This window comes from Aliihoeflea sp. 2WW, from assembly GCF_000497755.1.
Taxonomy (GTDB): Bacteria; Pseudomonadota; Alphaproteobacteria; order Rhizobiales; family Rhizobiaceae; genus Aliihoeflea.
Window position 1 is genome coordinate 137,832 of the sequence record NZ_AYOD01000002.1, and the last position, 17,805, is coordinate 155,636.

The 17,805-nt window shown below is 64.5% G+C and carries 18 protein-coding genes and 1 pseudogene; 7 read left to right on the forward strand and 12 right to left on the reverse strand.

All coding sequences use genetic code 11. The annotated features are described in order from the left end of the window. Nucleotides 1–35: 35 nt before the first annotated feature. From ALII_RS0102910 to ALII_RS0102950, 9 genes are all read right to left on the reverse strand, one after another. Nucleotides 36–713: a hypothetical protein gene (locus tag ALII_RS0102910; RefSeq protein ID WP_024585838.1), complete on the reverse strand. Its 678-nt coding sequence runs from the start codon at nucleotides 711–713 to the stop codon at nucleotides 36–38. Nucleotides 714–725: 12 nt separating this feature from the next. Further along, complete coding sequence (gene nuoF / locus ALII_RS0102915) at nucleotides 726–2,033, reverse strand: NADH-quinone oxidoreductase subunit NuoF (RefSeq protein ID WP_024585839.1); 1,308 nt, start codon at nucleotides 2,031–2,033, stop codon at nucleotides 726–728. Next, a complete protein-coding gene (nuoE, locus tag ALII_RS0102920; protein WP_024585840.1) occupies nucleotides 2,033–3,097 on the reverse strand; it encodes an NADH-quinone oxidoreductase subunit NuoE in 1,065 nt (354 codons plus the stop codon). The genes nuoF and nuoE overlap by 1 nt, the downstream gene beginning before the upstream one ends. Further along, nucleotides 3,098–4,288 carry an NADH-quinone oxidoreductase subunit D gene (locus ALII_RS0102925; RefSeq protein WP_024585841.1) on the reverse strand — a complete coding sequence of 397 codons (1,191 nt, stop codon included), beginning with the start codon at nucleotides 4,286–4,288 and terminating at the stop codon, nucleotides 3,098–3,100. Between the two features lie 45 nt (nucleotides 4,289–4,333). After that, nucleotides 4,334–4,717, reverse strand: coding sequence for a four helix bundle protein (locus ALII_RS0102930; RefSeq protein WP_024585842.1), 384 nt, complete (start codon nucleotides 4,715–4,717; stop codon nucleotides 4,334–4,336). 21 nt (nucleotides 4,718–4,738) lie between these two features. Next, nucleotides 4,739–5,341 carry an NADH-quinone oxidoreductase subunit C gene (locus ALII_RS0102935; RefSeq protein WP_024585843.1) on the reverse strand — a complete coding sequence of 201 codons (603 nt, stop codon included), beginning with the start codon at nucleotides 5,339–5,341 and terminating at the stop codon, nucleotides 4,739–4,741. A 10-nt stretch (nucleotides 5,342–5,351) separates the two neighbouring features. Beyond that, nucleotides 5,352–5,933, reverse strand: coding sequence for an NADH-quinone oxidoreductase subunit B (locus tag ALII_RS0102940; protein ID WP_024585844.1), 582 nt, complete (start codon nucleotides 5,931–5,933; stop codon nucleotides 5,352–5,354). Continuing rightward, a complete protein-coding gene (locus tag ALII_RS0102945) occupies nucleotides 5,924–6,289 on the reverse strand; it encodes an NADH-quinone oxidoreductase subunit A (RefSeq protein WP_024585845.1) in 366 nt (121 codons plus the stop codon). The genes ALII_RS0102940 and ALII_RS0102945 overlap by 10 nt, the downstream gene beginning before the upstream one ends. Before the next feature lie 189 nt (nucleotides 6,290–6,478). Continuing rightward, nucleotides 6,479–9,907: an indolepyruvate ferredoxin oxidoreductase family protein gene (locus ALII_RS0102950; protein ID WP_024585846.1), complete on the reverse strand. Its 3,429-nt coding sequence runs from the start codon at nucleotides 9,905–9,907 to the stop codon at nucleotides 6,479–6,481. Between the two features lie 139 nt (nucleotides 9,908–10,046). Here ALII_RS0102950 and ALII_RS0102955 point away from each other — a divergent pair, with 139 nt between their 5' ends. Next, nucleotides 10,047–10,505 carry an Lrp/AsnC family transcriptional regulator gene (locus ALII_RS0102955; protein ID WP_024585847.1) on the forward strand — a complete coding sequence of 153 codons (459 nt, stop codon included), beginning with the start codon at nucleotides 10,047–10,049 and terminating at the stop codon, nucleotides 10,503–10,505. A 181-nt stretch (nucleotides 10,506–10,686) separates the two neighbouring features. Here ALII_RS0102955 and ALII_RS0102960 read toward each other — a convergent pair whose 3' ends face one another. Both ALII_RS0102960 and ALII_RS20940 read right to left on the reverse strand, forming a co-directional pair. Further along, nucleotides 10,687–11,328 carry a hypothetical protein gene (locus tag ALII_RS0102960; protein WP_024585848.1) on the reverse strand — a complete coding sequence of 214 codons (642 nt, stop codon included), beginning with the start codon at nucleotides 11,326–11,328 and terminating at the stop codon, nucleotides 10,687–10,689. Nucleotides 11,329–11,618: 290 nt separating this feature from the next. Beyond that, a pseudogene (locus ALII_RS20940) lies at nucleotides 11,619–13,202 on the reverse strand (trimethylamine methyltransferase family protein). A 214-nt stretch (nucleotides 13,203–13,416) separates the two neighbouring features. On the opposite strand from ALII_RS20940, the gene ALII_RS0102970 reads away from it, so the two are divergent. Further along, nucleotides 13,417–14,115, forward strand: a complete 699-nt coding sequence (locus ALII_RS0102970; RefSeq protein ID WP_024585849.1) for a B12-binding domain-containing protein — start codon at nucleotides 13,417–13,419, stop codon at nucleotides 14,113–14,115. Between the two features lie 55 nt (nucleotides 14,116–14,170). Here the strand turns inward: ALII_RS0102970 and ALII_RS0102975 are convergent, their stop codons facing one another. Further along, nucleotides 14,171–14,326, reverse strand: a complete 156-nt coding sequence (locus ALII_RS0102975; protein WP_024585850.1) for a hypothetical protein — start codon at nucleotides 14,324–14,326, stop codon at nucleotides 14,171–14,173. Between the two features lie 26 nt (nucleotides 14,327–14,352). On the opposite strand from ALII_RS0102975, the gene ALII_RS0102980 reads away from it, so the two are divergent. The 5 genes from ALII_RS0102980 (at nucleotide 14,353) to ALII_RS0103000 (ending at nucleotide 17,788) form a co-directional block, all read left to right on the forward strand. Continuing rightward, entirely contained in the window at nucleotides 14,353–14,997 is a 645-nt protein-coding gene (locus ALII_RS0102980; RefSeq protein ID WP_024585851.1) for a DUF1638 domain-containing protein, read from the forward strand. An 18-nt stretch (nucleotides 14,998–15,015) separates the two neighbouring features. Further along, nucleotides 15,016–15,594, forward strand: coding sequence for a DUF4893 domain-containing protein (locus tag ALII_RS0102985; protein ID WP_024585852.1), 579 nt, complete (start codon nucleotides 15,016–15,018; stop codon nucleotides 15,592–15,594). A 97-nt stretch (nucleotides 15,595–15,691) separates the two neighbouring features. After that, nucleotides 15,692–16,345 carry an exopolysaccharide biosynthesis protein gene (locus tag ALII_RS0102990; RefSeq protein ID WP_024585853.1) on the forward strand — a complete coding sequence of 218 codons (654 nt, stop codon included), beginning with the start codon at nucleotides 15,692–15,694 and terminating at the stop codon, nucleotides 16,343–16,345. 258 nt (nucleotides 16,346–16,603) lie between these two features. After that, a complete protein-coding gene (locus ALII_RS0102995; RefSeq protein ID WP_024585854.1) occupies nucleotides 16,604–16,921 on the forward strand; it encodes a virulence factor in 318 nt (105 codons plus the stop codon). Next, a complete protein-coding gene (locus tag ALII_RS0103000) occupies nucleotides 16,922–17,788 on the forward strand; it encodes a methylenetetrahydrofolate reductase (protein WP_024585855.1) in 867 nt (288 codons plus the stop codon). The last annotated feature ends 17 nt before the right edge of the window (nucleotides 17,789–17,805 follow it).

Below are 17,805 nucleotides of genomic sequence, written 5' to 3' on the forward strand. Positions count from 1 at the left end.
CGCCCAACAGTTCCGGCCTCGTCGGCCGGGAAATTTCAGGACCGCTTGCGGCCCGCACCCTTTGAACCGGACTTGGGGCCGGATGCAAGGCTCTTTGCCTGCTCCACCCAGCCGTCCCGGTCAATTCGCCCGCCAAAGCCGAGCTGGTCTTCCAGCCATGCGATCTCGGCGCCCACGAGCGCCGCCACCTGACCGTAGGTCCAGATGCCGAACCCGTTCAAAACCTGCTCCAACTTCGGGCCGACGCCCGAAATCGCCTTCAGATCGTCCGGCCGGGCCGGCTTGGCCTTGCGCATTGGCGCGCGCATCGCGTTCTCGGTCGCCGCCTTCACATCGTCCAGCAGCGCTTCCGCCGCCCTCGCCGATGCGACCGACGCATCACGCGCGATCTTCTCGACATCGGCCTCGACCGTTCGCGCCAGGCTCGCAACCTCGTCGGCCGCGTTGACCGAAACCAGCTTGAGGCGCGGTAGCGGCGCCGTCGCGTTTTTCGCTTCCGTCTCCGCCAGCATGCGCCGCGAAGCCTCCGTCGCGCCCGCCATCGCGCCCATCCACAGGCCGAAAGCGTGGCTCGCCATGCCGAAGCCGATCGCGGACGCCGCCGCCATGCCGGCGACCGGATGCGCCATCAAATTCGCCATGCCGGCGAACTGATCGGGCATCGACGCCTGGCTCAGCTTGGCGAAATCGTCGAACGGGTTCTTCTCTGCCATCGCTTGGCGTCTCTACTCCGCCGCAACCAGCGCCGGCTCGGCGCGGTGGCTGTTGCGCGTGAACTCGTCGATGCGGCGCTCGATCTCGGGGCGGAAGTGCCGGATCAGACCCTGGATCGGCCATGCGGCCGCGTCGCCCAGCGCGCAGATCGTGTGGCCTTCCACTTGCTTCGTCACATCGAGCAGCATGTCGATTTCGCGCTTTTGCGCCTCGCCGCGAACCAGGCGCTCCATCACGCGCCACATCCACCCGGTGCCCTCGCGGCACGGCGTGCACTGACCGCAGCTCTCGTGCTTGTAGAAATAGGAAAGTCGCGCGATCGCCTTCACGATGTCGGTCGACTTGTCCATGACGATAACCGCCGCCGTGCCAAGGCCGGACTTGAGGTCGCGCAGCGAATCGAAATCCATCGGCGTGTCGATGATCTGCTCGGCCGGCACCAGCGGAACGGACGAGCCGCCCGGAATGACCGCGAGCAGATTGTCCCAGCCGCCGCGAATGCCACCGCAATGGCGGTCGATCAGCTCGCGGAACGGGATCGACATCTCTTCTTCGACCGTGCACGGCGTGTTGACGTGGCCGGAGACGCAGAACAGCTTGGTGCCTACATTGTTCGGACGGCCAAAGCCCGCGAACCAGCCCGCGCCGCGGCGAAGGATCGTCGGCGCGACGGCAATCGATTCAACGTTGTTCACCGTCGTCGGGCAGCCATAGAGGCCCACATTGGCCGGGAACGGCGGCTTCAGGCGCGGCTGGCCCTTCTTGCCTTCCAGGCTTTCCAGCAGCGCCGTTTCCTCGCCACAGATATAGGCGCCGGCGCCGTGATGGACGAAGACGTCGAAATCCCAGCCATTCTTGTTGTTCTTGCCGAGGAAGCCCGCATCATAGGCCTCGTCGATCGCGCGCTGAAGCGCCTCGCGCTCGCGAATGAACTCGCCGCGCACATAGATGTACGCAGTGTGCGCGCCCATCGCGAAGCCGGCGATCAGGCAGCCTTCGACCAGCGTGTGCGGATCGTGGCGCAGGATTTCGCGGTCCTTGCAGGTGCCGGGCTCGGATTCGTCCGCGTTGACGACGAGATAGTGCGGGCGCTCGTCCGATGCCGCCTTGGGCATGAACGACCACTTGAGGCCGGTCGGGAAGCCCGCACCGCCGCGTCCGCGCAGTCCCGAATCCTTCATTTCCTGAATGATCCAGTCGCGACCCTTGGCGATCAGACCGGCCGTGCCGTCCCAATGCCCGCGCGCCATCGCGCCTTTCAGCGACTTGTCGAAGCGGCCGTAAATATTGGTGAAGATGCGGTCCTTGTCCTGCAGCATCACTTGTCTCCGCCTTCATCGCCGGTCTTCGGCTTCTTCGCACGTGCCGGCTTCTTCACCTCGGCCGTGCCTTCCGGCGAGGGCTTGCCCGGCTCGGCCTTCGTCTCGGACTTCCGGCGGCGGCCGGCAGGGCCGATCGGCTCGCCTTCCATGTCTTCCGGTGCGCGATAGTCGGCGGACGTCCCGTCCTTCTTGTCGGGATGCTCGCGCGCGGTCACCTCGCCCTCGACGGACGGTTCGGCCAGGTCGGCGGCGGCCTTGTCTTCCTTCGGCGCCTCGACGCTGGCGGCCTTCTCGGCTGCCGGATCGGCCTTGACCGGCGACGGCGACTTGATCGACGGATCAGTTTCCGGAGCGGCCGTCTTCGGCTTGGCGGCCTGGGACGGCGCAACCTCCGGCTGGTCGCCGCCGGCCTTTCGCGGCTCAGACTTGCGGTTCGCCTTCAGCACGGCGTTTTCGTCGGCCAGCGACGTGAACCCGCTCTCAGGCGCGGAAAAGACGCGGTCGATCTGTGGGCCGGTCGGCACTGCATCGCCCCTGCCGGCATCGAACTCGTCGATGATCTCGGCGAGGCGCTCCGGTGTCAAATCCTCATAGGCATCCTTGAAGATCATGACCATCGGCGCATTCACGCAGGCGCCCTGGCACTCGACCTCTTCCCACGACAGCGTCCCGCCTTCGTTGAGTTGGAACTGATCGTGGTGGATCTTCGAACGGCACACGTCCATCAGCGCCTCGGACCCGCGCAGCATGCACGGCGTCGTGCCGCAGACCTGGATGTGCGCCTTGGTGCCCACTGGCTTCAACTGGAACTGCGTATAGAAGGTCGCGACTTCGAGGACGCGGATCAGCGGCATTTCAAGCATCTGGGCGACGTGCTCGATCGCCGCCCGCGTCACCCAGCCATCCTGCTCCTGTGCGCGCATCAAAAGCGGAATGACGGCCGACTGCTCGCGCCCAACCGGATATTTTTGAATGGTTTTTTCGGCCCAGTCCAAATTCTCGCCGGTGAAGGCGAAAGCTGGCGGCTGGAATTGCGGGTCTGCGAGACGGCGTACGGACATTTAGCGGTCGACCTCACCAAACACGATGTCGAGGGAGCCGAGAACGGCGGAGACGTCGGCCAGGAGATGGCCGCGGCAGAGGAAATCCATCGCCTGCAGATGTGCGAAACCGGGCGCGCGCAACTTGCAGCGATAGGGCTTGTTGGTGCCATCGGCGACCAGATAGACGCCGAACTCGCCCTTCGGCGCTTCGACGGCGGCATAGACCTCGCCGGCCGGCACGCGATAGCCCTCGGTGTAGAGCTTGAAATGGTGGATCAGCGCTTCCATCGAACGCTTCATCGCCTGCCGCTTCGGCGGCACGATCTTGCCGTCCGTCGACGAGACGGGACCGACCTTCTCGGCGCCCAGCAGAAGATCGACGCACTGGCGAATGATCTTCGCCGACTGGCGCATCTCTTCCATGCGGATCAGGTAACGGTCGAAGCAATCGCCGTTCTTGCCGATCGGCACGTCGAAATCCATCTCGGCGTAGCACTCATAGGGCTGCGACTTGCGCAGATCCCAGGCCGCGCCCGAACCGCGCACCATGACGCCCGAAAAACCCCAGGCCCAGGCGTCCTCAAGGCTGACGACGCCGATATCGACATTGCGCTGCTTGAAGATGCGGTTGCCCGTCAGAAGATCGTCCAGATCGTCCATCATCTTCAGGAACGGATCGATCCAGCGGCCGATATCCTCGACGAGCTGGTCAGGCAGGTCCTGATGGACGCCGCCCGGACGGAAATAGGCCGCATGCATGCGGCTGCCCGAAGCGCGCTCGTAGAACACGCACAGCTTCTCGCGTTCCTCGAAGCCCCAGAGCGGCGGCGTCAGCGCACCGACGTCGAGCGCCTGCGTCGTCACATTCAGGATGTGCGACATCACCCGGCCGATCTCCGAATAGAGAACCCGGATGATCTGGCCGCGCTTCGGCACTTCGATGTCGAGCAACCGCTCGACCGCAAGCGCGAACGCATGCTCCTGGTTCATCGGCGCGCAATAATCGAGCCGGTCGAAATAAGGAACGGCCTGCAGATAGGTCTTGTGCTCGATCAGCTTCTCGGTGCCGCGATGGAGCAGCCCGATATGCGGATCGACACGATCGACCACTTCGCCGTCGAGTTCGAGCACTAGACGCAACACGCCGTGGGCCGCCGGGTGCTGCGGTCCAAAGTTGATGTTGAAGTTGCGTACGGACGTTTCAGCCATGACCGCGCTCCGCGCCGTGAATGGTGAATGGTGAATGGTGAATGGTCACGAAATTCCGCGCTCCAACGAACGAACGTACTGCACGAGCCGCCTGCCGAGCGTTTGGCATCGCATCTGAACGTCTGCAACATCTTTCGATGCGACCAGCTCGACGCGGACTGACAACATCAACTGCGTTTCCAGTTCCTTGAGGGAGCCCTGCGCAATCCGAAGAAACTGAATGAAAACCTTCCGCTGCGCGCGACCAAAGCCTTCTGCGATGTTGGACGGTATCGAAACCGCAGAACGACGCATTTGCGAGGTCAGTCCAAATGCTTCCTCGCGCGGAAAGGCGCGCGTCAAGCGATAGACCAGCTCCGCAATTTCCATTGCTTCCTTCCAGACTGTCAGATCGCGATAGTCGCGTATCAGGCCCGGCTTGGCGTCCATTCACCATTCACCATTCACCATTCACTGCTTCGCCTTTTCGTCACCGGGCAGCACGTAATCCGTGCCCTCCCACGGCGAGAGGAAGTCGAAGTTGCGGAATTCCTGCTTCAGCTCGACGGGCTCGTAGACCACGCGCTTGACCTCGTCGTCGTAACGAACCTCGACGAAGCCGGTCAGCGGGAAGTCTTTGCGCAGCGGATGTCCCTCAAAACCGTAATCGGTCAGGATGCGGCGCAGGTCCGGGTGGCCGGTGAACAGGACGCCGTAGAGATCGTATGTCTCGCGCTCGAACCAGTCGGCGCCGGGGAAGACCTCGGTCGCGGACGGGATCGGATTGTCCTCGTCCGTCCTGACTTTCAAGCGGATGCGCTGGTTCGTGTAGGGCGAGAGCAGGTGATAGACGACGTCGAAACGCTTTTCGCGCGCCGGATAGTCGGCACCGCAGATATCGATGATCGACACGAAGCGGCACTGCACGTCGTTCTTCAGGAACTCGAGTACGTCGATCAGGTCGCTCGGCTCGACATGGATCGTCAGGTCGCCGAATGCGACCATGGCATCCTGAACCTGCGCGTCGAGCCGCTCCTTGATATAGGCGGCGAGGTCGTTGAGGGCTTCGCTCATGCGTCCTGTCCTAGCGCTCGATCGTGCCGGTGCGGCGGATTTTCTTCTGCAGCAGAAGAATGCCGTAGAGCAACGCTTCCGCCGAGGGCGGGCAGCCGGGCACGTAGATGTCGACCGGTACGATGCGGTCGCAGCCGCGCACGACCGAATAGGAATAGTGATAGTAGCCGCCGCCATTGGCGCACGAGCCCATCGAGATGACGTAGCGCGGCTCGGGCATCTGGTCGTAGACCTTGCGCAGCGCCGGTGCCATCTTGTTGGTCAGCGTGCCGGCGACGATCATGATGTCCGACTGGCGCGGAGACGCGCGCGGCGCCACGCCGAAGCGCTCCGAATCGTAGCGCGGCATGGAGGTGTGGATCATCTCCACGGCGCAGCATGCCAGGCCGAAGGTCATGAACATCAGCGAGCCCGAGCGTGCCCAGGTGATCAGCGCCTCGGACGAGGTGACCAGAAAGCCCTTGTCGTCCAGCTCTTCCTTCACATTCAGGAAGAACGGATCGTCAGACCCGATCGGGTTGCCCGTGCGCGGGTCGACGAGACCTTTGGGCTTCGGCGCGACGAGGGTCTGGGAGTTATCCATCAATCCCATTCCAGCGCTCCCTTTTTCCATTCGTAGATGAAGCCGATCGTCAGCACGCCCAGGAAGATCATCATCGACCAGAAGCCGAGCATGCCGATCTCGCCGAACGAGACCGCCCAGGGGAAGAGGAAGGCGACTTCGAGATCGAAGATGATGAACAGGATGGCGACGAGGTAGAAGCGGATGTCGAACTTCATGCGCGCGTCATCGAAGGCGTTGAAGCCGCACTCATAGGCCGACAGTTTTTCCGGGTCCGGGTTGCGGTAGGCCACGAGAAAGGGCGCCGCGATCAGCGCGATGCCGACGATCAGCGCCACACCCATGAAGATCACGATGGGCAGGTATGAGGCGAGCATTTCGTTCATGAACCGACTTCCCGTTGAGCGTCGATCCCTGACTATAGCGGGGTGGCGCCGAGAGAAGTAGCGCCGCTCTTTCGCAAGCCTGAAACGGGACCGGCAATGGGCCTTGTTGCAACGCGGCGAGGGTTAGCGCAGCGATCTTGAGGACGCAAGCCTAACCTTGGGCCCCGGTCACAAATCGTGAGCGCTCCCCTAGAGTGAGGCGAGCGCCGCATCCAGCTTCGGCCGCACCTCGGCCACCGCCTTGTCCTTGACCGGCCCGAACCCGCGAATCTGCATCGGCAGCGCCATCGCCTCGGCGATCGTCCCATGAGTCTGGGGCGAAAGCCGCGCGAGCGCCTCCTCGATCTTCGCCTCGTACCAGCCGATCAACCCGCGCTCCATGCGTCGCTCGACCGTGTGGCCGAAGACGTCGAGCGGCGTGCCACGCAAACGCTTCATGCGTGCCAGCATATGGAACGGCCTCCTGATCCACGGCCCGAACGATCGCTTCAGCGGCCGCCCTCGTGCATCCGTTCCAGCATTCAGCATCGGCGGCGCGAGGTGATGGACGATCTTCCAGTCGCCTTCGAATTCGGCAGCGAGCTTTTCCTCCAATCCCGTCTGCGTGTGCAGCCGCGCGACCTCGTATTCGTCCTTGTAGGCCATCAGCTTGAACAGCGAGCGCGCCACCGCTTCCGTCAGCTTCTGCGAGCCGAACCCCGCCTCCGCCGCCCGCACGCGATCGACGAGCGCGCGATAGCGCTTCGCATAGGCAGCATCCTGGTAGTCGGTCAGGAACGCCTCGCGGCGCATGACTATCTGGTCCAGCGTTTCGCCCGAAACTGGCTTCGGCTTGAACAGCCCGCCCACCGCCTCGGGATTCGCCGCCGCCAGCCGGCCGATCAGGAAGGCGCGGTGGTTCGCTTCGATCGCGACGCCGTTGAGTTCGATCGCCTGCCGCAGCGCCTCGTGGCCGACCGGCACGAGCCCGAGCTGCCAGGCGAAACCGAGCATCATGACATTCGCAAACACCGTGTCGCCCATCAGCCTGTCGGACAGCGCGTTGGCATCGACCGCCGTAAGCGCGCCCTCGCCCACCACGCCAGCGATCGCCGCCAGCCGCTGGTCCACGGCAAGGTCCGCGTCGCGCTTGCGCACGATGTCGCCGGTCGGCATCTTCGCCAGATTCACCGCCGCCTTCATGCCCGCGCGATAGGTCGCGGATGCCTTGGGCGAGGACGAGACGACGATGTCGCAGCCGATCAGCGCATCGGCCGCCCCGCCATCGATCCGCACCTGATGGATCGCCTGCGGGCTCGCCGCCAGCCTGACGAAGGACAGCACCGGGCCGAATTTTTGCGCGAACCCGGTGAAGTCGAGCACGGTCGCGCCCTTTGCTTCGAGATGCGCCGCCATGGTGACCAGTTGTCCGACCGTTACGACGCCCGTTCCACCGACGCCGGTGATGAGCAGGTCGAACGGCCTTTCCAGTGCCGGAATTTCAGGCGCTGCGATATCCGCCGCCAGCGTCGCGAGGTCGAACTCGACGCCGCCCTTTTTCCTGCGCGTCGCGCCCTCCACCGTCACGAAGCTCGGGCAGAAGCCGTTCAGGCACGAGAAATCCTTGTTGCAGGACGACTGGTTGATCCGCCTCTTGGTGCCGAACTCGGTTTCCAGCGGCTCGACCGACAGGCAGTTCGATTCGACCGAGCAGTCGCCGCAGCCCTCGCAGACGAGCTCGTTGATGACGACGAACTTCTTCGGGTCCTCCATCGTCCCGCGCTTGCGCCGCCGCCGCTTCTCGGTCGCGCAGGTCTGCTCGTAGATCAGCACCGATACGCCCGCCACGTCGCGCAGCTCGCGCTGCACCGCGTCCATCTCGCGGCGGTGATGCAGCGTCGTGCCGGCGGGGAAATCCTGCATCGAGAACTTTTCGGGATCGTCCGAGACCAGCGCGATCCTCTCCACACCCTCCGCGCGCACTTCGGCGGCGATTGCGTGGACGGAGATCGGACCGTCCACCGGCTGGCCGCCGGTCATCGCCACCGCGTCGTTGAACAAGATCTTGTAGGTGATGTTGGCCTTCGCCGCGATCGCCTGCCGGATCGCCATCGAGCCGGAATGATAATAGGTGCCCTCGCCCAGATTCTGGAACACGTGGCCCTTGCCGGTGAAGAGCGAGGACGCCGCCCAATTCACCCCCTCGCCGCCCATCTGGATCAGCGAACTCGTCTCGCGGTCCATCCACGAAGCCATGAAATGGCAGCCGATGCCGGCCAGCGCCTGCGAGCCTTCCGGCACCTTGGTCGAGGTGTTGTGCGGGCAGCCCGAACAGAAGTAAGGCGTGCGCGTCGCGCCCGGCACGTTGAGCGCGACGCGCGGCGCCTCGGCCACCCTCCGCGCCCGTTCCACAAATCCATGCCCCGGAAAAATCCCGTCGAGCCGCTTCGCCACGATCGGCACCAGCTGGCGCGGCGACAATTCACCCGTCCACGGCACCAGCCGCTCGCCCGCCTCATCGCGCTTGCCGACCATGCGCTTCGGCTTGTCGCCCGGCCAATCGTAGAAATACTCCTTGAACTGGCTCTCGATGATGCCGCGCTTTTCCTCGATGACGAGGACTTCCTCCTTGCCCCGCACGAAGTCGAGCGCGTCGCGACGCGCCAGCGGCCACACCATGCCGACCTTGTAGATGTCGATGCCGAGTTCGCGGCACTCCGCCTCGCCGATGCCGAGCAGCCGCAGCGCCTCCATCAGGTCGAGATGGCCCTTGCCGGTCGTCACGATGCCGAACTTGGCGTCGCGCACCTCATAGATGTGCCGGTCGATCGGGTTGGCCTCGGCGAAGGCGAACACCGCCTGCTTCTTCGCCTCCATCCGCTCTTCGATCTGCGGTCCGGGCAGGTCCGGCCAGCGATAGTGAAGCCCGCCCGGCGGCGGTGTGAAATCCGGCACCCTGAACGCCCGGTCGGGCCGCAATTCGAACGACGCGCCCGACTCCACCGTCTCCGAGATCGCCTTGAACCCGACCCACATGCCCGAATAGCGCGACAGAGCGTAGCCGTACTCGCCGAATTCCAGATATTCGGCGACGCTCGCCGGGTTCAGCGTCGGCATGAACCACGCCATGAAGGCGACGTCCGACTGGTGCGGCATGGAGGACGAGACGCAGCCATGGTCGTCGCCGGCGACCACCAGCACGCCACCATTGGGCGAGGAGCCATAGGCGTTGCCGTGCTTCAGCGCGTCGCCGGAGCGGTCGACGCCCGGTCCCTTGCCGTACCACATGCCGAAAACGCCCTCGACCTCGCGCTTCGGGTTGGTCTCTACCTGCTGCGAGCCGAGCACCGCCGTCGCCGCCAGGTCCTCGTTGACCGCCGGCAGGAACTCGATCCGCGCATCCTTCAGCTTGCTTCCGATCCGCCACAATTCAAGATCGAGCCCGCCCAGCGGCGAGCCACGATAGCCCGAAATGAACCCGCCGGTCGTCTTGCCGGCTTCGCGATCCCTGCGCGATTGATCGAGCGCGATCCGCACCAGCGCCTGCGTCCCCGTCATGAAGACGCGGCCGCGCTCCATCTCGTAGCGATCCTTGAGCTGGTAGCGGGCGAGTTCGCGGATGGGCTCGTGCGCGGTCATGGCTGGTCTCCCGATTGGCTGGCGACAGGATACGCCCGATCGGGTGAAAGAGCTTGCCGATTTCCAGCGGCTGGTCCACGAATAGGCAAGCCACTGCCGTCAAACCGGGACTTGCCGGTCAATTCGTTCGGATATCGCAATGCAACTGGAAGAACAGGATCGCCGCCTCCTCTCCATCCTGCAGGGGAACGGCCGCATCTCCAACCAGGATCTCGCCGACCAGGCCGGCATGTCGGCCTCCGCCTGCTGGCGCCGCGTGCGCGCGCTGGAGGAAGCTGGGATCATCAGCGATTACCGCGCCTTGCTCGATCCGGCTCAGGCAGGGCTGACGTTCCACGCCATCGTCCACGTCACCCTCACCCGCCATGAGCACGGCCATGTCGACACCTTCATCGCCGAGGTCCAGCGAAGGCCAGAAGTGCTCGACTGCTTCTCGACGACCGGCGAAGCCGACTATCACCTGCGCGTCCTCTGCACCGACCTCGACGCCTACAACGCCTTCCTCGAAGGGTTTTTGTTTCGCCTGCCGGGGATAGCGAACGTGCGCACCAATCTCGTGCTGAAAAGCATCAAGCACACAACGCGACTGGCGGTCTGATTGTTTGCATTGAGCTTCGCTCGACCCCCACCCTTTATCCCTCCCCACAAGGGGGAGGGAGTCGCCGACGCAGCGTCCTTCCCTGAAATCTCGGCGCTTCGCTGAAGGAATACATTCGGCGCCGATGCCCTCCCTCCCCCTTGTGGGGAGGGATAAAGGGTGGGGGTCCCCTTCGCCCAAACTATCCCGCCAAAAGCGCATCCATGTGCAACGCCTGAACCTCTGCCGGATACCGATACGCATCAAACGGACAGGCATTGCGGGCAATACAACCCTGCCTGCGGCACACTACCCCCTCACCCAGAACATGCCCCCGACACGCACCAACATCATATCCGTCCACATCGAACGCCCCGACCGGACACCCCGTCAAACACGGCTTCTCCCGGCATTCATCGCAAAGATGCCGCGCCTTCGATAACTCCCCCAGCACCAACGCCCGATCAAACAGCAGCGCCCCGCGATAAGCATGCCAAAGCCCGAATTCCGGATGCATGAGAACCCCAAGCGGCGACGGCTTCAGCCCTTCCGCCCGCATCGCCCATTGCTGGAACGGCAAATACGGCCGGTCGCTCGGATAAACCGCCCGCGCGCCGACAGCGTCGGCGACCCGGTCGATGACAATCAGCGACCACGCATCCAGCGGATCGGCGACGCCAACGTTCCGCGCCTGCCACTCTTGGAAATGTGGCCAGTAGTCCGCCCCGCCATGGCCGACGAGCAGAACCGCCTTTGCGGGAGCATCCTCGCCGCGGTCAAAATCGAATCCGCCACGCAGGATGAGGCCTGAGGACAACAAAAGAGCTGTGATGCGCTCGATCATCGCGCGCTCGAGGACGGAAAGGTCCGCGCCCTACGCCCCCGCGAGGGGGGAGATTATTCTCGTCGCCGACAACGCGTGATCTCCCCCCTCGCGGGGGGTCCGAAGGACGGGCCGAGACCCGTGGCTCAGCCCAGGGCGGCCGGCAGGACAGAGGGGGCCGCTGTCCCGCGACGTGGCCAAATCGGGGGCGCAACAAGCTACCCCTTCCCGTCCGGCCCTCGTATCGCCGAGCGCCAGACTTCCTTGTGGATGATGTCGGCCACTTTAGCCCGGCCTGAAACGGGCTCCTTTCAAGTGAAGGCGTCGGGCATGGACTCCTTCTTCTTCGCCATGAAATCCTTCAGCCCGTCCTCGAGGCCCGGGTCGAGATACGGCGCCTCGTAGGTGTCGAGCCAGCGGCGGGCGAGCTCGTTCGCGCGCTGCGGCGCGGTCTTCTCACCCTCGGCGAGCCATTGTTCGTAGGAATTGTTGTCGGCGATCGACGAGCGGTAGAATGCCGTCTGGAAGTTCGCCTGCGTGTGCGAGCAGCCGAGATAGTGGCTGCCGGGGCCGACCTCGCGGATCGCGTCCATCGCCTGCCCGTTTTCAGACAGGTCAACGCCGGCAGCGAATTTCTGCTGCATGCCGAGCTGGTCGACATCCATCATGAACTTCTCGTAGCAGGAGGCGAGCCCTCCCTCGAGCCAACCGGCGGCGTGGAGCACGAAGTTCGTGCCCGCCAGCACCGTCGAGTTCAGCGTGTTGGCGCTCTCATAGGCCGCCTGCGCGTCCGGGACCTTGGAGGCGCAAAGCGATCCGCCGGTACGGAACGGCAGGCCGAGACGGCGCGCAAGCTGGCCTGCGCCGTAGGATACGAGCGTCGGCTCCGGCGTGCCGAAGGTCGGCGCGCCCGACTGCATCGAGATCGACGAGGCGAAGGTACCGAACAGCACCGGCGCGCCCGGCCGCACGAGCTGCGTGAAGGAGGCGCCCGCCAGCACTTCCGCCAGAACCTGCGTCAGCGTGCCGGCCACCGTTACCGGGCTCATCGCGCCGGCAAGGATGAACGGGGTGATGATCGTCGCCTGGTTGGCGCGCGCATAGACCTTCGCCGCGCCCAGCATCGTCTCGTCGAAGACCATCGGCGAGTTGGCGTTGATCAGGTTGATGATCACCGTGTTGTCGTCGACGAACTTCTCACCGAACAGGATATTCGCCATCGCCACCGTGTCCTCCGCGCGCTCGGGCGCGGTGACCGAGCCCATGAAGGGCTTGTCGGAGAACTTCATGTGGCTGAACACCATGTCAAGATGGCGCTTGTTGACCGGCACGTCGACCGGCTCGCACACCGTGCCGCCCGAATGGTGGATCGACGGCGCCATGTAGGCGAGCTTCACGAAATTGCGGAAATCCTCGATCGTCGCATAGCGGCGGTTGCCGTCGAGATCGCGCACGAAGGGCGGGCCGTAGACGGGCGCGAAGACCGTCGCATCGCCGCCGATCTGGACGGAACGCTCGGGATTGCGTGCATGCTGGGTGAAGACGGATGGCGCGGTCTTCAAAAGTTCGCGGCAGAGCCCCTTCGGGAAATGCACGCGCTCGCCGCGCACGTCGGCGCCGGCCTGCCTCCAGAGCTCCAGCGCCTCGGCGTCGTCGCGGAATTCGATGCCGACCTCTTCGAGAACCGTGTCGGCATTGGCCTCGATCAGCGCCAGGCCTTCCTCGTTCAGCACCTCGTAGAGCGGGATCTGGCGCTTGATGTAGGTCCGCGCCGTGCGCCGCCCGCGCCACGTCCGCGCCGTGCTGCGCCCGCTTCTTCCGCGTGAGCGAGATTTTCGTCCATGTCCAACCCGTCCTTATTGCGTTCGCCGCCGGTCGCAGCGTTTTCCCGCCAATCTAGTGGAGGCCGCTTTGCGAACGGGCTTGGCCGCGCCAAACCGTGTCGCAAAATCGACACGGAATCCTGCATGTTTTCGGCCGAGTTGCACGGTCGTTTTCGTTTCCGCCGACGTCGCATTCCGACTATGGGAAATCGCCGCCGTCAGAATATGAATTGGGCACGACAAATCAGCGCGGAATGCGCCTGCCAGAGCCTTTCAGGAGTACCCGATGTCCGACGACGAAATCATCCTGTCCGAACTGTCCGACGACGAACTCGTGCAGCAGATGCACGACGATCTTTATGACGGGCTGAAGGAAGAGATCGAGGAAGGCACGAACATCCTACTCGAGCGCGGCTGGGAGCCCTACCGGGTCCTGACGGAAGCGCTGGTTGAGGGCATGCGCATCGTCGGCGAGGATTTTCGCGACGGCATCCTGTTCGTGCCCGAAGTGCTTCTGTCCGCCAACGCCATGAAGGCCGGCATGTTCATCCTGCGCCCGCTCCTGGCGGCCACCAACGCGCCGAAGCAGGGCAAGCTCGTCATCGGCACGGTCAAGGGCGACATCCACGACATCGGCAAGAACCTCGTCGGCATGATGATGGAGGGCGCCGGTTTCGACGTGGTCGACCTCGGCATCAACAACCCGGTCGAGAACTATCTGAACGCCATCGAGGAGCATCAGCCGGACATCATCGGCATGTCGGCGCTGCTGACCACCACCATGCCCTACATGAAGGTCGTCATCGACACGATGAAGGAAAAAGGCATCCGCGACGATTTCGTCGTGCTCGTCGGCGGCGCGCCGCTCAACGAGGAATTCGGCAAGGCAGTCGGTGCCGACGCCTATTGCCGCGATGCGGCGGTGGCGGTCGAGACCGCCAAGGACTTCATGAAGCGCAAGCACAATATCCGCGCTTCGGCCTGACATGAAAAAGGGCGCCGCGAGGCGCCCTTGATCGTTCCGGCTCGCGATCGAGCCCTTATTCTGCCGCGCCGGCGACGTTACGGCCTGCGGACTGCGTCGCGTCCACCGTATTGGCCGCGTCCGCACCGACGCCGCGAATGGTGTTAGCACAGCCGCTGGCCATGGCGACGACGGCGAAGACGATGGCGACACGCGAAATTGCCTTGGACATTTGATCTGCTCCCGAGATGATAAGGCATGGAAAATCCAGCTTCCAACCGTGAACGCGCCAACGGCCAAAAGGTTCTCGTCATCGCCTGCGGAATGATCGCGCGCGAGATCATCGCGGTTAAGGATGCCTTGCGCCTCGATCATCTGGACCTGACCTGCCTGCCTGCCGAGTTCCACTACCGCCCCGACCGCATCGCCCCCGCGCTCGACATCGCGATCCGAAAGGCCCGCGCCGAAGGGATTGCGAACATCTTCGTCGGCTATGCCGATTGCGGCACCGGCGGGGACATCGACAAGGTCTGCGCCGCGCATGGCGTCGAGCGGATCGACGGGCCGCACTGCTTCGCCTTCTACCAGGGACTGCCTGCCTTCGAGGCCATCACCGATGGCGACATGACCTCCTTCTACATGACCGATTTCCTCTGCCGGCACTTCGACGCCTTCTTCATGAAGCCGATGGGTCTCGACCGGCATCCCGAACTGATCGCGGATTTCTTCGGCAATTACGAGAAGGTCGTCTATCTCGCCCAGACCGACGATCCGACGCTCGAAGCCGTCGCGATCCGCGCGGCAAAGCTGCTCGGCCTTGCCTATGAGCGACGCTTCACCGGCTATGGCGATCTCGTCCCCGCCCTCAAAAAGGCGCATGAGACGGTCAGTCAAGGCGGCTGACAGCCGATTGGACCGCCCATGCTCCGCCGCCCCGCGCTCGCGCTTCTCGCGCTCTTCTCCTCCATCACCGCCTCGCTCGCCACCGGCGAGATCGAGAGCCTGATCACCGATGCCGATCGCGAGCGCCTCGCTTCTTTCGAGCGCGCCAAGGAGCAGGCGCTGGGCGAGGCAGAGGGCGCGGACAGCCAGACCGCGCTCGCCGCCCTGCGCAAGGCGGCGAGCGCCGAGGCCCTGCCCTTTGCCGATTTCGACCTGACCGGCGACTGGCAGTGCCGCACGCTCAAGGCCGGCGGGCTTGCAAAGCTCGTCGTCTATGGCTGGTTCGATTGCCGCGTCACCGATGATGGGTCCGGCTGGCGCCTTGAAAAGCTGACCGGTTCGCAGCGCACGGTCGGCCGTTTCTTCACCGAGAGCGACACGCGCCTCACCTATCTCGGCGGCTTCTTCGTCGCCGGCGACGCCGCTCCCGCATACGGCGCCGGCATCGACAGCGACCAGGTCGGCTACGCCGTGCGAACCGGCCCGGAAAGCTGGCAGATCGAGTTTCCGCTGCCGCGCTATGAATCGACGTTCGACATTCTCGAATTGAGGCGTTAGGGCGCAATCCCCGCGCAACAAATCTGTGGCATTGCTATTGTAGCGCATCCATGGCTGCCCATCTTGGCGGGCGAACGCGAATGATGATCAGGACGACATGACCGACGAACTCGCCCGCCCAGAAATGCTGCCGGTTCCCGTGCCGGCCATGGCTGCCGGCAAGTCGCGCCTGTCGCAGATTTTCCGGCGGCTGGCGGCCGAATCGGAGCATTCGGTTTCGATCGAGGAGTTGCGCGATTCGATGGGCGACCGCGGCTTCGCGATGCTGCTCGTCCTCTTTGCCGCACTCAACCTCCTGCCGCTGCCGCCCGGCTCGACGCTCGTCCTCGGCATCCCGCTGATGCTGGTGTCGGCGCAGATGATGCTCGGCTATCCGACCGCGTGGCTGCCGCGCTTCCTCTTGAACAAGTCGATCGGCGCGGATCGCTTCCGCCACGCCGTCACCTACGTCATTCCGCGCCTCGAATGGCTGGAAAGGCTGGTGCGTCCGCGGCACTGGCCGTTCGAGACGGCCGACGCCGACCGCTATCTCGGCCTTGCGACCTTCGTCCTCGCCGTCGCCGTCTTCCTGCCCATTCCGCTGGGCAACTGGCTGCCGGCATTTTCGGTCGCGGTCATCGGGCTGGCGCTGTCGGAGCGCGACGGCGTCTTCCTCGCCGTTGGGCTCGGTCTCGGCGCCCTTTCGCTCGCCATCATCGCCGCGGTCGTCGGCGCCGGCGCGTTCCTGGCGAGCGCCGTCTTCGGCGTCTAGAGTGAGATGGGCTTGGATTGAGCCGTTCTGCCGGTGGGCAATCGTGACAAGGCCGAGGGCTTCGGCGAAAGCCGTATCGGAATACGGTCAAGTCCGAAGACCGACGGATTTGGCGCGAATGCATCCGGCAGAACGGCTCAATCCAAGCCCATCTCGCTCTCGTCCGCGTCGCTTTTGAAGGCCCGCGCGTCGTCCGGCAACAAGCAGCGGCCATCGCCATGCGGCAATGCTCCGGCAGGTTTATCTCACGGAGCCTTCATGGCCGATCTGATCATCGTCTACTGGCGCGACATCCCCGCACAGGTGATCGTGCGCAAGGGGCGGCAGAACGCCAAGCGCGAACTGCCCCTGCGCTTCACCGAGGCGATCGACATGTGCGCCATGCGCACTGGCGCCGGCGAGACCGATGCGTATCTTGCCGAGTGGCGCAAGGCCGACCCGGTGCCGGTGGGAGACGACCTCGAGGCCGAGGCCGACAAGGCGCTGGGCGAATTCGACACCGCCTATGATCGCGAGCGCCTCGTTGCGCTCGTGAAAGCCGGCGGTCGGGAAGAGAACATGGCGGAGGAGCGCTGAATGACGAAGATTGCCGCATCGATCGAGGTTGCGCCCACGCAAGCCGTCGAATCCCAGGATCTGCCGGGCCTCTTCCCGGAAGGCTCGCGCGTCTACATCACCGATATCGGCAATGATTCGATCGACACGCTGGTCGCCGCCGCCAAGCGCGTGCGCGATCTCGGCTACCGTCCCGTCCCCCATTTCGCCTCGCGCCGCCTGACGACCCGCGCCGCCCTCGAAGAGCGCATCCGTCGCTCGGCGCACGAAGCCGGGATCACCGACGCCCTCGTCATCGGCGGTGGGCTCGACAGACCGGCCGGCGAGTTCGCCTCGTCGATGGAAGTCCTCGACACCGGCTTCTTCGAGAAATACGGCATCACCCATCTCGGCGTCGCCGGCCACCCCGAGGGCAGCCCGGACTTTACCGAAGCCCAAGCCATCGAGGCGCTTCGTCAGAAGCAGCATTTCGCCAGGCGCACGGGCATCGACGTACGTATCGTCACCCAGTTCGGCTTCGATCCGCAGAAATTCATCTCCTGGGCCGACGGCCTGAAGGCGCAAGGCATCGACCTGCCCGTCCATCTCGGCGTCGCCGGCCCGGCCAAGATCACCACGCTGATCAAGTTCGCCGCCATGTGCGGCGTCGGCAACTCGATCTCGTTCCTCAAGAAGAACGCCCTGTCGCTCACTGCGCTCGCCACCAGCCATTCGCCCGAAGGCATGGTCGGCCCGATCGAGAAGCACTGGCAGGCAACGCCCGGCAGCGCCATCGCGCAGATCCACGTCTTCCCCTTCGGCGGCCTGAAGAAGAGCGCCGAATGGCTCGTCGAGCGCGGTTCGTGGCCGTCGCACGCTTCGTCGCACGCCGCTCACGCATCCCGCTAATCCTCGCGCCCAAGGAC

What these genes read in the sequence shown, in the direction of transcription:
- ALII_RS0102995 (WP_024585854.1), top strand. Translation starts at nt 16,604, where the DNA reads ATGGCCGATCTGATCATCGTCTACTGGCGCGACATCCCCGCACAGGTG.
- nuoF (WP_024585839.1), bottom strand. Translation starts at nt 2,033, where the DNA reads ATGCTGCAGGACAAGGACCGCATCTTCACCAATATTTACGGCCGCTTC.
- ALII_RS0102970 (WP_024585849.1), top strand. Translation starts at nt 13,417, where the DNA reads ATGTCCGACGACGAAATCATCCTGTCCGAACTGTCCGACGACGAACTC.
- ALII_RS0102975 (WP_024585850.1), bottom strand. Translation starts at nt 14,326, where the DNA reads ATGTCCAAGGCAATTTCGCGTGTCGCCATCGTCTTCGCCGTCGTCGCC.
- ALII_RS0102950 (WP_024585846.1), bottom strand. Translation starts at nt 9,907, where the DNA reads ATGACCGCGCACGAGCCCATCCGCGAACTCGCCCGCTACCAGCTCAAG.
- ALII_RS0102985 (WP_024585852.1), top strand. Translation starts at nt 15,016, where the DNA reads ATGCTCCGCCGCCCCGCGCTCGCGCTTCTCGCGCTCTTCTCCTCCATC.
- ALII_RS0102940 (WP_024585844.1), bottom strand. Translation starts at nt 5,933, where the DNA reads ATGGGATTGATGGATAACTCCCAGACCCTCGTCGCGCCGAAGCCCAAA.
- ALII_RS0102930 (WP_024585842.1), bottom strand. Translation starts at nt 4,717, where the DNA reads ATGGACGCCAAGCCGGGCCTGATACGCGACTATCGCGATCTGACAGTC.
- ALII_RS0102925 (WP_024585841.1), bottom strand. Translation starts at nt 4,288, where the DNA reads ATGGCTGAAACGTCCGTACGCAACTTCAACATCAACTTTGGACCGCAG.
- ALII_RS0102990 (WP_024585853.1), top strand. Translation starts at nt 15,692, where the DNA reads ATGACCGACGAACTCGCCCGCCCAGAAATGCTGCCGGTTCCCGTGCCG.
- ALII_RS0102955 (WP_024585847.1), top strand. Translation starts at nt 10,047, where the DNA reads ATGCAACTGGAAGAACAGGATCGCCGCCTCCTCTCCATCCTGCAGGGG.
- ALII_RS0102935 (WP_024585843.1), bottom strand. Translation starts at nt 5,341, where the DNA reads ATGAGCGAAGCCCTCAACGACCTCGCCGCCTATATCAAGGAGCGGCTC.
- nuoE (WP_024585840.1), bottom strand. Translation starts at nt 3,097, where the DNA reads ATGTCCGTACGCCGTCTCGCAGACCCGCAATTCCAGCCGCCAGCTTTC.
- ALII_RS0102945 (WP_024585845.1), bottom strand. Translation starts at nt 6,289, where the DNA reads ATGAACGAAATGCTCGCCTCATACCTGCCCATCGTGATCTTCATGGGT.
- ALII_RS0102960 (WP_024585848.1), bottom strand. Translation starts at nt 11,328, where the DNA reads ATGATCGAGCGCATCACAGCTCTTTTGTTGTCCTCAGGCCTCATCCTG.
- ALII_RS0103000 (WP_024585855.1), top strand. Translation starts at nt 16,922, where the DNA reads ATGACGAAGATTGCCGCATCGATCGAGGTTGCGCCCACGCAAGCCGTC.
- ALII_RS0102910 (WP_024585838.1), bottom strand. Translation starts at nt 713, where the DNA reads ATGGCAGAGAAGAACCCGTTCGACGATTTCGCCAAGCTGAGCCAGGCG.
- ALII_RS0102980 (WP_024585851.1), top strand. Translation starts at nt 14,353, where the DNA reads ATGGAAAATCCAGCTTCCAACCGTGAACGCGCCAACGGCCAAAAGGTT.